Below are 16,218 nucleotides of genomic sequence, written 5' to 3' on the forward strand. Positions count from 1 at the left end.
AATGATAAGTCGTACAATCAAGAACTCAGTGTTCGTTTCAGGTGAACAATAATGTTTAAACAGCTGCAGGATATGGCTCTCTTTGCAATGGTGGCCGAGTGCGGCAGTTTTACCGGGGCGGCGAAGCGCGCGGGGTTGCCCAAATCAAGCGTCAGCCAGCGTATCAGCCAGCTTGAACAGGCGCTGGGGCTGCGTCTGATCAATCGGACTACGCGTCAGCTCAACCTGACTTTCGCCGGCGAGCGTTATCTGGTGCACTGCCGGGAGATGCTGCAGGCCAGCGAAAGGGCCGCCATGACCATCGATCGCCTGCGGGACAATCCCAGCGGACGGCTGCGTATCACTTCGCCAGCGGGCATTGGCGCCACGCTGCTGGCTCGCTTTAACGCCGCCTTCCAGAAGGCCTGGCCGGATGTAATGCTGGAGGTATCAGTGTCGGATGAAGTCCGCGATATTGTGCAGGAAGGCTACGATATCGCGCTGCGTACCGGACAGCCGCAGGACTCTTCGCTGATTGGCCGCCGGGTTGGCTACACTCAGCGCTTGCTGGTCGCTTCGCCTGGTTATCTGGCGGGTTATGAAGCGTTAACGCACCCTCTGCAGCTGGCGGAACACCGCTGCATCGCACATCAGGTATGGAACGAGTGGGCGCTAAGAAAAGGGGACGAGTATTACCGCTGGCAGCTGCCGCCGGTACATACCACCGATAACCTGCTCTACGCACGAGAGTGCGCGCTGGCGGGCGCCGGTATTACGCTGCTGCCGGAAATGCTGGCAAAAGAGATGCTGGCCGCAGGAAAGCTGGTGGAGGTGTTGCAGGAGTGGAAAGCGTTAGGCAGCGAGCTGTGGCTGGTTTATCAAAGCCGCAAGCTGAATTCGCCCGCGCTGGTGCGCTTTGTGGATTTCGCGCTGGAGTCAGAAATTTTTCAGGAGTTTTATCGCTAGAAAAAACGCCGCGTCCGCAAACAGCCGGACGCGGCGATATAGCCGGTTTACTTGGTCATACGCTTGTACTTGATGCGCTTAGGCTCCAGCGCTTCGGCGCCCAGGGTACGCTTCTTGTACTCTTCGTATTCGGTGAAGTTACCTTCGAAGAATTCGATTTTGCCCTCGTCCTGATAGTCCAGGATATGGGTGGCGATACGGTCCAGGAACCAACGGTCATGCGAGATTACCATCGCGCAGCCCGGGAACTCCAGCAGGGCGTTTTCCAGCGCGCGCAGGGTTTCGATATCCAGGTCGTTGGTTGGCTCATCGAGCAGCAGCATGTTGCCGCCAACCTGCAGCAGCTTGGCCAGATGCAGGCGACCGCGTTCGCCGCCGGAGAGTTCGCCCACGCGTTTACCCTGGTCGACGCCCTTAAAGTTAAAACGGCCGACGTAGGCGCGGCTTGGCATCTCAATGTTACCGATGCGCATGATATCCTGGCCGCCGGAAACTTCTTCCCAGACGGTTTTCGAATTGTCCATGCTGTCGCGGAACTGATCCACCGAGGCCAGCTTCACGGTATCGCCCAGTACGATGCTGCCGGAATCCGGCTGCTCCTGACCGGACATCATGCGGAACAGCGTCGATTTACCCGCGCCGTTCGGACCGATGATGCCGACAATCGCGCCTTTCGGCACGGAGAAGGAGAGGTCGTCAATCAGTACGCGATCGCCGTAGGATTTACGCAGGTTGCTGACTTCCAACACTTTATCGCCCAGGCGAGCGCCTGGCGGAATAAAGAGTTCGTTGGTTTCATTACGCTTCTGGTATTCGGTGCTGTTCAGCTCTTCAAAGCGGGCCAGACGGGCCTTGCCTTTGGACTGACGACCTTTAGTGCCAGCGCGCACCCACTCCAGCTCTTTCTCGATCGATTTACGGCGGGCCGCTTCGCTTGAGGCTTCCTGCGCCAGGCGGGCATCTTTCTGCTCCAGCCATGACGAGTAGTTGCCTTCCCACGGAATACCCTCGCCGCGGTCCAGCTCCAGGATCCAGCCAGCTACGTTGTCCAGGAAGTAGCGGTCGTGGGTAATTGCAACCACGGTGCCTTCGAAGTCGTGCAGGAAGCGTTCCAGCCAGGCCACGGATTCGGCGTCCAGGTGGTTGGTCGGTTCGTCCAGCAGCAGCATGTCCGGCTTTTCCAGCAGCAGACGGCATAGCGCGACGCGACGACGCTCACCACCGGAAAGATTAGCGATTTTCGCATCCCAGTCCGGCAGGCGCAGCGCATCGGCGGCGCGTTCCAGCTGGGTGTTCAGGTTGTGGCCATCGTGCGCCTGGATAATCTCTTCCAGACGGCCCTGTTCTGCGGCCAGCTTGTCGAAGTCCGCGTCTTCTTCCGCGTAGAGCGCGTAGACTTCGTCCAGACGCTTCAGCGCGCCAACGACCTCGGCCAGCGCCTCTTCCACCGATTCGCGAACGGTATGCTCCAGATTGAGCTGCGGCTCCTGCGGCAGATAGCCGATCTTAATGCCGGGCTGCGGACGAGCTTCCCCTTCGATATCTTTATCGATGCCGGCCATAATGCGCAGCAGCGTTGATTTACCCGCGCCGTTCAGGCCCAGCACGCCGATTTTGGCGCCGGGGAAAAAGCTCAGGGAGATGTTTTTCAGAATATGACGCTTCGGCGGTACCACTTTGCCGACGCGATGCATGCTATAGACGAATTGAGCCACGTAGGATGAGCCTCTTGGTGTCTGTGTAATAATCGGGGCAGTCGCTGCCCGCTCAGATAGCGAAGTTTAGCTGGTTTCACCCGGCAATCACAGCCGCAGGCGGCAGATTATCCCGGGAGCGAGGTGCGATATTGCGTCACGCCCGCCAGTTCCAGCTGCCGGGCCAGCTTTGGCGGTGCTACGTCGTCGCTGATCAGCGTATCAAATAAAGAAAGATCGCCAATGCGGGCCGGCAGCACTTTGCCAAATTTGCTGCTGTCCGCCACCAGAAATTTATGGCTGGCGCGCTGCAAAGCCTGATGCTTCATCGGCAACTCGTTGAGATTAAAGCAGGTCACGCCCTGATCCACATCGATACCGGCCGCCGAAATAAAGGCTTTGGCGGGACAAAGATTATCGATGGCCGATCCCTGGCCGAGCGGCGTGAATATCGCGTTATCGGCGTGAAATTCGCCGCCGTTAAGGATCACTTTACAGCCTGGCTTCTCCTTCAGCGCCAGAAAGGTGTTGACCGCGCAGCAGACGGCGATAAATTCCAGCTCGTTGTCGATAGCCTCGATAATCCAGGGCATGGTGGTGCCGCAGTCGAAAAACACCGTTTCGCCGGGCTGGATAAGCGTGGCCGCCAGCTGGCCCAGCCGACGCTTTTTCTCTACGTTATGCGTCTGCTGATCGGAGACAAAGTAGTGGCGCTGGGTCGCTTTAGGGTCGCTGACGATATAGCCGCCAAGCAGCACCACGGAAGAGGGCTGTTCGCCAAGATCGCGGCGAATAGTCATTTCGGAGACGCCCAGCAGCGCCGCCGCCTCTTTCAGATGGATCTTGTCGGTACGCTTCAGCGCATGCGCCAGTCTTTTTACCCGCTCGCTGCTACGGCTTTCCATAACGGATTGTTCCTGCATAAGAATATCGGAAACCGTCTTCTGGCATAAAGTTCCGTTATTTTAACGAGTTGCACCAGGAATCAGGCGGAGAGGCTATCTTACCCGTATCGGGAAAGCGCCGCAAACGACAGCGTTTGCGGCAGAGGAAGCGAGGGTTACGCGGTAGGGATTTTCAGCGCGCTGCTGCCGGTCATCGCGGCGATAATTTCCTGATGGCAGGCGATAATGGAGTGATGATCTGCCGCCAGCGGCACGACGCTAAGATGCGGACAGATCTTGCCTAAGCCGTTATCGGCCAGCGCCAGCACTTCTCGCCCGTCATCCTCATTGGTGATGCTCAGATCGACAAACTTCATGGCTTTGAACAGCGTTACCCTGGTGCGCTGAAGCGGGGCGCTTATCGGCTGATTATTTAACCTCAGCTCAGTCTCTTCGATACGGATAGCGCGTTCCGCCGCCTCGCCATGCAAGCCGATAGCGGTTAGCAGCGATCTCAGCATGCCCGGCACGATACGCTGCTGTACATCGGTTTGATAAAGGCTGTCCAGCACGTAAACGTGAATATGTTGATAACCTGCACGTTCAAGCTGTGCGGCGATCTCCAGCGCGATAAGTCCGCCCATTGACCAGCCAAGCAGATAAATCGGTCGATCTTCCGGCAGGCCGCGGCGCTGCATATGCTGCAAATAGTAACCGGCCAGTGCGGGCAGGGCGGATACCACAGGCTGATTAAAAAGGTTGTAGTTATTAATGCCGATGACGTTCATTTTGCCTTCGAGACTCATCGCCAAATCCTGATAGATTTCACAGCCTACGATGGCGGGATGCACCATCCATAAATCGCGACTGGCGGTATGCACGTTCAGCGGTCGTAGCAGTTGAAAGCCTTCCTGCGGTTTGTTCAGCTGCAGCAGCAGTTTTTGCAAGGGTTCCGGCGAAGCGGCCTGTGCATCGGGACGATAACCGGTACGGATGGCTTCAGCCTGTTCGCGTAGCGTAGAGTGAGAAAAGAGCGTTTTAATATCAACGGCTACTCCCCGTTTTTTCAGCCGCATCATCAGCTGGATGGCATGAATGGAATGGCCGCCCAGCTCGAAAAAATCATCATCGCGGCCAATTTGCGTCGCGCCCAGCAGATCGGCCCAGCAGGCGGCCAGCAGGTGCTCCTCGTCGTTAACCGGCGGCAGAAAGCTTTTCTCCTGTCGCGCCTGCAAATCGGGTTGCGGCAGCGCTTTCCGATCCAGTTTGCCATTGGGCGACAGCGGGAAGGCGTCCAGCTGCACTATCGTAGCCGGGATCATATAGTCGGGCAGCGCCTCTTTCAGCTGATTACGAAGTCGTTGCGCAAGATCGGCTTCCTGTTTTGCAACCACCCAGGCCACCAGCCGCTTATCGCCCGCGCCGTCATCGCACGCCTGCACCAGCGCGCCCTCGATGCCGTCGCAGCCGCCAAGCTGCTGTTCGATTTCGCCCAGCTCGATACGCAGGCCGTGAATTTTCACCTGATAATCGTTGCGGCCCAAATACTCAATGCTGCCGTCGTCCAGCCAGCGCGCCAGATCGCCAGTTTTATAAAGTCTGGCTTTGCTATCGGCGCTGAAGGGATCGGGGATAAAGCGTTCGCGGCTCAGTTCGGGGCGATTGAGGTAGCCTCGGGCGACCTGAACGCCGCCGATATGCAGCTCGCCGCTGACGCCCGGCGGCACCGGCTGCAGCTGCGCGTCGAGGATATAAAGGCGCGTATTGGCGATGGGTTTGCCGATAGGCACCAGCGGGCGTGGATCATCAGGCTGGCAGTGCCAGCAGGAGACATCCACTGCCGCTTCCGTCGGGCCGTACAGGTTGTGCAGCGCGGCCTGCGGCAACAGCTGGTGACAGCGCTGCACGGTCGCCAGCGGCAGCGCCTCGCCGCTGCAAATGACGCGTTGCAGGCTGCCGCACTGCGCGCTTTCGCCGTGGCGTAAAAAAAGCTGCAGCATGGAAGGCACAAAGTGCAGCGTGGTGACCCGATGCCGCTGTATAAATTCGCTGAGATAATCCGGCTCACGGTGACCGCCGGGCTTCGCCAGCGCCAGCCGCGCGCCGATCATCAGCGGCCAGAAAAACTCCCACACCGAAACGTCGAAGCTGAACGGCGTTTTTTGCAGCACTGTCTCTTCCGGCCGCAGCTGGTAAGCCTGCTGCATCCATCGCAGTCGGTTCATCACGGCCAGGTGCTCGTTCATCACGCCTTTCGGCTTGCCGGTCGATCCCGAGGTGTAGATGACGTAGGCCAGCGAGCGCTGCGGATCGTCGCAGGCTGCAGAAAGGTTGCCCGTCGGCGCTTCCCGCCAGCGCTTTTTATCCGCCAGCAGATGCAGGCGAGGAAGCGACCCCAGATCTTTAAGCGCCGTTTCGCCCGCGTTGTCCACCAGCAGCGCCACGGCGCCACAGTCGTCCAGCATATGCGCCAGGCGATCGCGGGGGTAATCCGGATCGAGCGGGACATAGGCGCCGCCCGCTTTCAGTATTGCCAGTAGCGCCACCACCATCTCTTTGCCGCGCTCCACGCAAAGCGCCACGCGGTCGTCCGCTTTAATACCCTGACGCCGCAGTTGCCAGGCGAGCTGGTTGGCCTGCCGGTTCAGCGACTGATAGCTGGTTTCCTGCGCGCAGCCGCAAAGGGCGATGGCGTCAGGCCGTTCAGCGGCCCGCTGCTCAAAATAGCGATGGATGCCCTCGGGAAAGGACCAGGCTTCGTCAGTGAGGTTCCAGTCATGAAAAATTTTGCGCCGCTCGTCGGGCAGCAGCAGCGGCAAATGCGCCATCGGCAGATCCTGCGGGCTGTCCAGAATAGCCTCCATCATTTGCAGCAGGCGATCCGCAATACGTTGCGCCTCCTCTTCGCTAAACCACGCCAGATTGACGTTACACTCCAGCAGCGGATCGTCGCCGGGATGGTAATGGCGCAGATAGATGGCCAGCGGCATCTGCTCATGTTGATGATGCATCGCCTCGACCTTTAGCGGCATGCCGTTAAGTTCTATGTCGGTCGGAAAGGTTTCCAGCGAAAAGCTCATGTCGAAGAGCTGGCGGCGGCCTTGCTGGCTCAGACGCAAATGACGATTCAGTTCGGCGATGGGGAAACGCTGATGGCGATAGCCGCGACGCAGCTCGGCGGCAACCTGTTTAATTAAAGGCGCAAAAGGCTCTCCGCTGTCGACAGCGAGCCTGATCGGCAGCATAGAGGAAAACATACCGAGAGTTTGCTTGTAGCGCGCGCCGCTGCGGTTATGCACCGGCACGCCCAGCATCACGGAATCGGTCTGCCACTGGCGCGCGAACCAGCAGGCGATAAGCGCATTGAAAAAATGCATGGCGGAACCGCCGTGCCGCGCGGCAAACGCTTCGAGCTGACTATAGCGAGCCGCTGAAATACGTCGTACGGCCTGAAAGCTCGGCTGCACATCCTGAAAGCCCTGACGACGTTCGAGCAGCGAAGCGGGCGCTTCGGCAAAGCGATTAATCCAGTATTCCCGATCGTGGTGGTAGCGATCCGAACGTAAATAGCCGTGGTCATAAGCAATAAATTCGCTATAGCCAGGTGCGGTCGCGACCGGCAAACTTTCCTGCGCCAGCAGCGCTTTATAACGGGACATAATCATTTTGCTTAACAGCGAAACGGAGGTGCCGTCGGCAATAATGTGATGGGCGTTGATAAGCCAGAAAGAAGTTGATTCATTAACCTTAACGATAATACTTCGCCAAAGCAGTTCACCATACAGATTAAAAGGGCGAATAAACTGTCGGTTAATAAAGGCTTTCGCTTCGTCGATGGAGAGAGAGGCCTTACTTAAATCATGGAATTCGAGAATAGGTTCTTTTTTATGGACGGTCGTCTGATTAACACCCTGCTCATTCTCTCTCAGTACAAGATTTAATGCGTCATGCTGCGGCATAATTTGCCGGATAGCTTTATGTAATAATGCAAAATTGAGGGTTGTATCAAGGCGCCACAGCGCGCCCACGTTATAACAAGGCGCTTCCGGGGTCAGAAGCTGGTCGAGCCAGACGGCCTGCTGTACGGTAGTCAGGGGGAAAATAGCCACGCAAATACCTCCGATGAGGGATAACTGGAAATTCAGGGTCTGAATAAGAGTGAATAGTATATTAATCTTTCAGAAAGATGACATAAAAATATAGGCTAATTGTTCCGGCTGAATTAACCACGCTAAATATGTTGCTAATTGACAGGCATCCGCAGGAGATGTTTTTTGATAAGCAGGCGTGTATTGTATTACAGAGATGCCAGTCTGTTTTAGAGACGGCTGTACATTAAACAGCAACTGAAAATATAGAGTTAATCGTCGGGTTATTTATTTTTGGGATGCTCGTATAATTATTGATGCAAATAATGTCAGAGAAGGGAAATAAAATGGGGATGAGATGGTAATATAATTATCGGCGATTATTAAGTCATTATTCCTGCAGGCGTTGCCAGCGTTTTATTAAATTTGTCGGGAGCATCGCCGCCAGGAGATGGCCAATTGCCTGTGAAAAGCGTTATTCGGGCGCGCTGGCTACACTATCTGCGCGCCCTGAATATCCGCTTAGCCTTTAACCCAGCGGTGCATAAGCGACTTTGTCAGTTCAAACGCCGCAAACAGCAGCGCGCCGACGGCCAGGGTAATCAGCCAGAAGTCCAGCGGCAGCGGCACGGTGTCGAAAAGTGCATTCATGGCAGGCCAGGTGATTAGCGCCAGCTGGAGCAGCGCCATAAGGCAGCCAGCCAGCCAGACGCCGCGGCTTTTCAGCAGATTACTGTTCAGCGAGAAACGCTCCGGCTCACGGCAGTTCAACAAATAAGCGCACTGCGCCGTTACCAGGGTTTGCAGCAGCATGGTACGAATAAAGGCCGGCTCGTAGCCGCGCGACTGCAGCCAGATCTCCATCACGAAAGCGCTCAGCATAATCAGGACGCCGACAAAGCCGATGCGCCAGAACAGCCTGCTCTCCGCTTCCCGCGATCCGGACGAGTCGCCCTTTTCGAAAGCCAGACTAAGAGCCAGCGCGATCGATGCCGTGATATTGATCCATAAAATCTGCAGCGGCGTCAGCGGCATCATTTTTCCCGCCAGCATGGCGACGATAAACAGCAGCGTTTGCGCAAGGCAAACCGGCAGCACGAACCGCACGGCTTTTTTCAGCCTGTCGCGAACGCGCCGCCCTTCCTGAATTGCGCTGGCGATAGTGGCGAAGCTGCTGTCAGTCGCCGTCAGATCGGCGACTTCCTGCGCTATCGCGGCACTGTTGGCGCCTGTGGCTATCCCGACATCGGCCTGCTTCAGCGCCGGCGCGTGGTAAACGCCGTTGCCCGTGATGCCGACTACTTCGCCCTCGCTCTGCAGCGCGGCGATCAGGCCCAGCTTATGCTGTGGCTCCAGATCGACGAAAATATCGTAACGGCTGGCAGCCTGCGCCAGTTCGGCATCGGTCATACGCTCAAGCCGGGCGCCGCTCAGCACGTTGCGGCTGTCGCCGATGCCCAGCATCCGGCCAATAGACAGCGCCGTTTCCGGACGATCGTCAGCCATCATTTTCACCCGGATCCCGGCACGATGGCAGAGGGCTATCGCTTCTGCTGCCTCAGGCCGCGGTGGATCCATGATGGCCGCCATACCGCAGAATATCAGGCCGTTTTGTAGCTCTTCGTGGCCGAGAGCGGCCTGATCTTTATTGGCCAGGCGACAGGCGCTGGCGACCAGATGCAGTCCTTCACCGGCATACTGCGCTATCTGCTGCTGCCAGTAGCCACTATCCAGCGGCGCAAGACCCTGCTCGGTTTGCTGAAAATCGCATAACCGCAAAAGCGCTTCCGGGTCGCCGGTCGCCAGAAGATAACCGATGCCGTTAATCTGATGGTGAGTAGCCTGATACTTTCTGGCGGGATCGAACGGCAGCTTTTCCAGCAGCTGCGTTTCCGCTTCGGGCAAACGCGCTTTGGCCGCCGCTACCTTGAGCGCGCCTGATATCGGCTCGCCGACAACGCGCCATTCTCCCTGCTCGTTTTTCAACAGCTCGCTGTCGTTGCAGAGATCCATATTTTGCAGCAGGCGGCTGAGAAGGGGATGCGCGGCGGGCTCCACCACCTGATAGACTTTTTCCTGCAGAAAACGGCCTTCCGGCCGATGGCCGTTACCCTCGACGCGGATCGTTTCGTTGTGCAGTATCAGCGCTTTTACCGTCATTTCATTTGTGGTGAGCACGCCGGTTTTATCGCTGCAGATGACGGTCATCGCGCCCAGGGTTTCCGCGCCAGGCAGTCTGCGCACAACGATTTTTTTCCTCGCCATCGTGCGTGCGCCCAGCATAAGCGTCAGGGCGATAATTGCCGGTAAGCCTTCCGGCACGGCGGAGAGAGCCAGACCCGCTAGTTTCGGCGTCAGCTCGGCTATTGGCAGGCCGTGCCGCAGCAGTGAAAAGATAAACAGGAAAGCGATTAGCGTTATCACCAGCAGCAAAAAGCCGTTGCCGAATCTCTCAAGCTGCCTTAACAGCGGGATTTGTCGGGGTTTAATGGCCGTCAGCGTTTGCTGGATTTTACCCAGCTCCGTTTTTTCTCCGGTAGCGATCACGACACCGGTCGCGCTGCCCGAGACGATGATTGAGCCGGAAAAAAGCATTGTTTCACGACGGCTCGCCGGCTCCTCGCCCTGGGCTATGGTAGCCTGTCTGCTGACGATGGCCGTTTCGCCAGTCAGCGCAGTTTCATCCACGCGCAGATTAAGCGCGTCGATCAGACGTAGATCGGCAGGCACTTTATCGCCCGTTTTCAGCATGACAATATCGCCAGGCACCAGCTCGCTGGCATTAATCTGCAAAACATTGCCGTCGCGTTTGACCAGCGCCCGATCGGGCAGCATCTTCTCAAGGCTTTTTAACGCCTTTTCCTCATCGCTCTGCTGCAGCCAGCCGACCAACACGTTAAGCGCGATCGCGGCGAGTATAGCGCCGGTATCCAGCCAGCGTCCCGTTACGGCCGTTAAAAACGCGGCGACCAGCAGAATGCAGGTCAGGGCGTCGGTGCAGTGAGCCAGTAAGCGTATTGCCGGATGCGGGCTATCGCCTGTCGGCAGCTTGTTAGGGCCGATGCCGACCAGACGCTTTTGCGCCTCTTCTGCACTCAAGCCGGATTCATGGCTGTGCATTCTTCTTATTACGCCAGCGGCATCATAGCGAGACCAGGCAGGCGCCGGTTTTAATTTTTGCGTCACGGGTAATCCTTGCGGGAATGTTGATCACGGAAACGCTCTGCGAAGCGCATAAAATCATCGTAACTGGCTGTTTTCCGCCAGATAAAGAGAAGAGGCGGATCTGGTTGATGCGCGCAGGGCAAGCTATGCTGAAGTAAAAAAGCAGAACGATTGTTGATCGCAATTAACCTTTAACCGGCAAAAAGCGCCAAACGGCGTCTGATTGACCCGCTGTTTAAAGAGGTCAGGTTGCGTAAATTTGCCGATGCGACATAGCGGGAGCGGCCAAGCCTGGTTAGCATGTTAAGAGCCGGAATGGTAAGAACAGGACAAAGAGAGGCGTTAACGTGGGAAAAGTCATGGCGGACAAGTGGCAGTTTTGGATAGCGGGCGCCTGCATGGCGCTGGTTGCGGGCACGGCGCAGGCCGATTCGCTGGATGCGCAGCGTGCCCGCTATCTGGAGATCAAGCAGGCCTGGGACAATAAACAGATGGATCAGGTGGCGCAGCTGATGCCCACGCTGCGCGATTACCCGCTTTATCCTTACCTTGAGTATCGTCAGCTGGCGCAAAACCTCGATCAGCAGAGCGGCTTCGTCATCAACGACTTTATTCAAAAATATCCTACGTTGCCGCCAGTACGCACGCTTTCCTCACGTTTTATCAACGAGCTGGCGCGACGTGAAGACTGGCGCGGGCTGCTGGTGTTCAGTCCAACCGAGCCAAAACCAGTCGCTGCGCGCTGTAACTGGTACTACGCCAAATGGGCGACCGGCGAACAGCAGGTGGCCTGGAAAGGCGCCAAAACCATCTGGCTGCGCGGCACTTCACTGCCTGCTACCTGCGATAAGCTGTTCAGCGTCTGGCAGGCGGCAGGCGAGCAGACGCCGATTACCACGCTGGAGCGGATCCGTCTGGCGATGGTGGCCGGCAACAGCAGTCTGGTGACTTTCCTGGCGAAGCAGCTGCCCGATGATTATCAGACCATCGCTAACGCGATAATGGATTTACAGAACAATCCGCAGAACGTCGAGGCGTTTGCCCGCGTGGCCGGCCCGACCGATTTTACCCGTCAGGCGACCTCTATCGCTTTCGCGCGCGTGGCGCGTGAAGATGCCGAAAATGCCCGAGCGGTGATCCCGTCGCTGGTGCGGCTGCAGAAGATGAACGAGCAGGAGGAGCAGGCGCTGAAAGAAGCGGTCGCCTGGCGGCTGATGGGCAGCGACGTGACATCAGAGCAGGCCCGCTGGCGCGATGACGTGGTGATGCGCAGCGATTCTGATTCGCTGATTGAGCGTCGCGTCAGAATGTCTTTGGGCAATAACGATCGGCGCGGGCTAAATACCTGGATTGCGCGGCTGCCTGTTGAAAGCAAACAGAAAGATGAGTGGCAATACTGGCAGGCGGATCTGCTGTTGGAGAAAGGCCGGAAAGAAGAAGCGGATAAAATTCTGCGCGGCCTGATGCAGGAGCGCGGCTTCTATCCGATGGTCGCTGCGCAGCGGCTTGGCGTCGCCTACCCTTTACAGGTTGACGAGGCGCCGGCAGTAGAACGCGGCCTGACGCAGGGGCCGGAAATCGCCCGCGTGCGCGAGCTGATGTACTGGAACATGGATAACCTGGCTAGAACCGAATGGAGCTATCTGGTCGGCAGCAAAAGCCGCAGCCAGCAGCAGCAGCTGGCGCGCTACGCTTATGAGCAGAACTGGTGGGTACTCAGCGTGCAGGCGACCATTTCGGGCAAGCTGTGGAACAGCCTGAGAGAGCGCTTCCCGCTGGCTTACCAGGAGCAGTTTAAACGCTACAGCCAGGGGAAAGCGATCCCTGTCAGCTACGCGATGGCGATCGCCCGTCAGGAGAGCGCCTGGAATCCGAAAGCCCGTTCACCGGTCGGCGCATCCGGTCTGATGCAGGTGATGCCCGCGACCGCGCAGCATACGGTGAAGGTTTACAGCCTGCCTGGCTACAGCAACAGCAGTCAGCTGCTGGATCCGGAAACCAATATTCAGATCGGTACGCAATATCTTGAATCGGTTTATCAGCAGTTTGGTCAGAATCGCATTTTCTCATCGGCCGCTTACAACGCCGGGCCGTCGCGGGTTAAAACCTGGCTGGGGAACAGTGCCGGACGGCTGGACGCGGTCGCCTTTATCGAAACCATTCCTTTTTCGGAAACGCGCAATTATGTGAAAAACGTGCTGGCTTATGACGCTTACTATCGTCACTTTATGGATAAATCGGACAATATCCTTACCGACAGCGAGTGGCAGCGACGCTATTGATCCCGCACGGCCTGTGCTATGCTGCTGTACTAGTTAATGAGTATGGGCCACCTATGACCGAATCTTCCGTTCCTGTAACCATGGAACCCCACAACGAAGAGTGGCAGCGCTTTGTGGCGCTGCTGCAGCACGCCTTTGACAGCGGGCTACACCTGCCGCTGCTGCAGCTGATGATGACGCCGGACGAGCGCGAGGCGCTGGGCACGCGCCTGCGTATTATTGAAGAGCTGATGCGCGGCGAGATGAGCCAGCGCGAGCTGAAAAACGATCTGGGCGTGGGCATCGCCACTATTACCCGAGGTTCCAACAGCCTGAAAAGCGCGCCGCCAGCGCTGAAAGACTGGCTGGAGGCGCAGCTGCTGAACCGCTCAGATAAGATCTGATTCGTCGGGATTTTGCTGATAAACGGCGTTGTGAAAAGGGCAAAGCGCCAGGATCAGCGCCTGGTGATAGACGCTGGTGCGGCTCAGCTGTCCGGCGGTAAAGGCGCCGATAGCGCCGCCTTTATGCTTGATGTTTTCAATGCCGGTCAGGCTCGCCATCACCTCGCCCAGTTCGCGTCCCTCAGCAATGCCTTTTACCACCACCGGCGGCAGCGTAAAGCTGGCGGAGCGAGACTCACCGCGCTGCTGCTGGTTTTCAATCACCATCCAGGCAAAAGCGCTTTCCCCTTCAATACCCGCCTCGATCGCCACCCAGAAATCCGCATCGGGGCGAAGACGACGCGCATTCTGTACGCGCTGACGTGCGCCAGTTCTCGTTTCCGCATCGGTAAGGGGCTGCAGAGCAACGCCGCTGTCGACCTCGACGCCTTCCGTATGGCAGGATCCTTCACCGAAAATATCGCTGAAAGCCTGAGAAATTGCCTTAATTTTTGCCGGATTAATGGTTGCAGCGACAACATGGTACATAATTGTTTGAACCCCTTACGCAAATTTGCCGCAGTATAACGGAAAACAGCAATGTTACAGGTCTATCTTGTTCGCCACGGAGAAACGCTTTGGAATGCAGCGAGACGCATTCAGGGACAGTCGGACAGCGCGCTGACAGCTAAAGGAGAGCAGCAGGCACGTCAGGTGGGAGAGCGGATGAAACATCTGGGCATCACCCATGTTATCGCCAGCGATTTGGGCCGCACCAAACGCACCGCAGAGATCATCGCGGACGCCTGCGGCTGCGACGTTACGTTGGATCCTCGCCTGCGCGAGCTCAATATGGGCGTGCTGGAGCAGCGGCCACTGGATTCGCTGACGCCGGAAGAAGAAAGCTGGCGCGCCACGCTGGTCAACGGCACGGAAAATGGTCGTATCCCGAACGGCGAGTCGATGACGGAAATGGCGATTCGTATGCACGAGGCGCTGAATGCCTGTCTGCAGCTGCCGGCCGGTAGCCGTCCGCTGTTGGTCAGTCACGGCATGGCGCTGGGCGTGCTGGTCAGCACGCTGCTGGGCCTGCCTGCTCATGCCGAGCGCCGGCTACGGCTGCGTAACTGCTCCATTTCCCGTGTCGATTATCAGCAGAGCGCCTGGCTGGCCTCCGGCTGGGTCGTGGAAACGGCCGGTGACGTCTCGCATCTGGACGAACCGGCGCTGGATGAGCTGCAGCGCTAGCGGCCGGTTAAGCGGGCTGGCGGCGGATAGGAATCAGGTATTCGCAGCGAATATCTTTTGGCGGCTCCGGCAGCCTTTTTCCGCCGTGCGTGTAAAAACGCTCGATATCCTGACCATGCCGACGCGTTAGCTGCAGCGTCGGCATACAGGTGCCGTAAACCAGCAGGATAAACTCCTGCAGGCTGGTTCTTGGCCCTTCATAGGTGAACTGCACATATTCTCCGCCTTCCAGCAGCACGGTTTGCGTGGCCGGTACCGGTTGAAAAAGCTTATCGGACGGCACGGCGGTCGTGTAGAGGATCTCCTGCTCGTCATCTTTTTCCAGGCTGGGGCGTGACTGATGCAGACCGTACAGCACGGGCGGGATCGTATCCGTTTCCGTCAGGAACTGCCGCCAGAAATGCAGGCGCATCTCATCGCGATAGCTGGAGATTTGCTCCAGCGTGCAGGTATAGCTTTGCGTTTGTCCCACCAGCACCGTTTCCGGCAGGGTGACCCAGGTAGCTTCAGGCAGCTGAAAGTCGTCCAGACGAATCGGCGGACGCAGGCCAAAAGAGTGCCAGTCAGAGGCGCGGCGATACCAGGCCGGCGTCTGGTTGAACTGTTTTTTAAACGCGCGGGTAAAAGTCTGCTGCGAGTCAAAGCGGTACTGCAGGGCGATATCCAGAATAGGGCGGCTGGTCAGGCGAAGCGCGACCGCCGCTTTAGAGAGCCGACGCGCACGGATATAGGCGCCAATAGCGTTACCGGTGACTTCCTTGAACATTCTCTGCAAATGCCATTTTGAATAACCGGCTCTGGCGGCAACGTGATCCAAAGAGAGCGGCTGGTCAAGATGGCTTTCAAGCCAGACGAGCAAATCGCGAATGATACCGGCTTGATCCATAAATCGTCCTCATCCTGGTTAAAATTGGCGCAATCGCAGTTCCAAAAATTACTGATGGCGCACAGGGGGTTCTCAGTGCGGTATGCTATACCGTCGCGCGCCAGATCCGCCAGCGCAAATAAGCTAAACGGGTTAACTTACAATGTCATCTATTTTCTATGCAATGGTAACGTTATGACAATGAGAAAATTGTTAATAGTCACTGCTGTGATTTTCGCGCCTTTTATCGCACGCGCTGAAGTGGTCGGTTCTGTCGATACCACGTTTAAAGTGTTCGGACCCGATCATAAAATCGTGGTGGAAGCGTTTGACGATCCCGACGTTCAGAACGTGACCTGCTACCTCAGCCGTGCGAAAACGGGCGGAATCAAAGGCGGTTTAGGCCTGGCGGAAGATACTTCAGACGCCGCCATCTCCTGCCAGCAGGTTGGGCCGATAACGCTCAGCGAGAAGATCGCCCAGGGAAAAGCGGAAGGTGAAGTGGTTTTTCGTAAACGCACATCACTGGTCTTTAAAAAGCTGCAGGTGGTACGTTTTTACGACCGCAAACGTAACGCGCTTATCTATCTCAGCTATTCCGACAAAGTCGTAGAGGGGTCGCCCAAAAACGCGCTGAGCGCCGTGCCCATCATGCCGTGGAGCCGCTAAGAGAACAAGACCAGGG

Annotated in this window: 11 protein-coding genes; 5 read left to right on the forward strand and 6 right to left on the reverse strand. The window is 57.2% G+C overall.

Features of this window, described 5'->3' with window-relative positions; all coding sequences use genetic code 11:
- Positions 1 to 48: 48 nt before the first annotated feature.
- A complete protein-coding gene (locus tag MKZ79_RS13185; protein WP_336142874.1) occupies positions 49 to 945 on the forward strand; it encodes a LysR family transcriptional regulator in 897 nt (298 codons plus the stop codon).
- 47 nt (positions 946 to 992) lie between these two features.
- Here the strand turns inward: MKZ79_RS13185 and ettA are convergent, their stop codons facing one another.
- From ettA to MKZ79_RS13205, 4 genes are all read right to left on the reverse strand, one after another.
- Positions 993 to 2,660 carry an energy-dependent translational throttle protein EttA gene (gene ettA, locus MKZ79_RS13190; protein ID WP_336142775.1) on the reverse strand — a complete coding sequence of 556 codons (1,668 nt, stop codon included), beginning with the start codon at positions 2,658 to 2,660 and terminating at the stop codon, positions 993 to 995.
- A gap of 107 nt (positions 2,661 to 2,767) precedes the next feature.
- Positions 2,768 to 3,544, reverse strand: coding sequence for a DNA-binding transcriptional repressor DeoR (deoR, locus tag MKZ79_RS13195; RefSeq protein ID WP_336142777.1), 777 nt, complete (start codon positions 3,542 to 3,544; stop codon positions 2,768 to 2,770).
- Positions 3,545 to 3,699: 155 nt separating this feature from the next.
- Positions 3,700 to 7,632, reverse strand: coding sequence for a non-ribosomal peptide synthetase (locus tag MKZ79_RS13200; RefSeq protein ID WP_336142780.1), 3,933 nt, complete (start codon positions 7,630 to 7,632; stop codon positions 3,700 to 3,702).
- A 501-nt stretch (positions 7,633 to 8,133) separates the two neighbouring features.
- Positions 8,134 to 10,797, reverse strand: coding sequence for an HAD-IC family P-type ATPase (locus MKZ79_RS13205; RefSeq protein WP_336142782.1), 2,664 nt, complete (start codon positions 10,795 to 10,797; stop codon positions 8,134 to 8,136).
- Positions 10,798 to 11,135: 338 nt separating this feature from the next.
- Between MKZ79_RS13205 and sltY the strand changes: the two genes are divergently transcribed.
- A complete protein-coding gene (gene sltY, locus MKZ79_RS13210; protein WP_336142875.1) occupies positions 11,136 to 13,058 on the forward strand; it encodes a murein transglycosylase in 1,923 nt (640 codons plus the stop codon).
- Between the two features lie 53 nt (positions 13,059 to 13,111).
- Entirely contained in the window at positions 13,112 to 13,441 is a 330-nt protein-coding gene (gene trpR / locus MKZ79_RS13215; RefSeq protein ID WP_336142784.1) for a trp operon repressor, read from the forward strand.
- Here trpR and yjjX read toward each other — a convergent pair.
- Complete coding sequence (gene yjjX, locus MKZ79_RS13220) at positions 13,427 to 13,969, reverse strand: inosine/xanthosine triphosphatase (protein WP_336142785.1); 543 nt, start codon at positions 13,967 to 13,969, stop codon at positions 13,427 to 13,429. The two genes, trpR and yjjX, sit on opposite strands and share 15 nt — an antisense overlap.
- 51 nt (positions 13,970 to 14,020) lie before the next feature.
- Between yjjX and gpmB the strand changes: the two genes are divergently transcribed.
- A complete protein-coding gene (gene gpmB / locus MKZ79_RS13225) occupies positions 14,021 to 14,668 on the forward strand; it encodes a 2,3-diphosphoglycerate-dependent phosphoglycerate mutase GpmB (protein ID WP_336142786.1) in 648 nt (215 codons plus the stop codon).
- A gap of 7 nt (positions 14,669 to 14,675) precedes the next feature.
- Here the strand turns inward: gpmB and robA are convergent, their stop codons facing one another.
- On the reverse strand, positions 14,676 to 15,554 hold the full coding sequence (robA, locus tag MKZ79_RS13230) for an MDR efflux pump AcrAB transcriptional activator RobA (RefSeq protein WP_336142787.1): 879 nt from the start codon (positions 15,552 to 15,554) through the stop codon (positions 14,676 to 14,678).
- A 174-nt stretch (positions 15,555 to 15,728) separates the two neighbouring features.
- Between robA and creA the strand changes: the two genes are divergently transcribed.
- Positions 15,729 to 16,202, forward strand: coding sequence for a protein CreA (creA, locus tag MKZ79_RS13235; RefSeq protein WP_336142788.1), 474 nt, complete (start codon positions 15,729 to 15,731; stop codon positions 16,200 to 16,202).
- The last annotated feature ends 16 nt before the right edge of the window (positions 16,203 to 16,218 follow it).

This window comes from Erwinia sp. CGal63, assembly GCF_037026505.1.
Classification (GTDB): domain Bacteria; phylum Pseudomonadota; class Gammaproteobacteria; order Enterobacterales; family Enterobacteriaceae; genus Erwinia.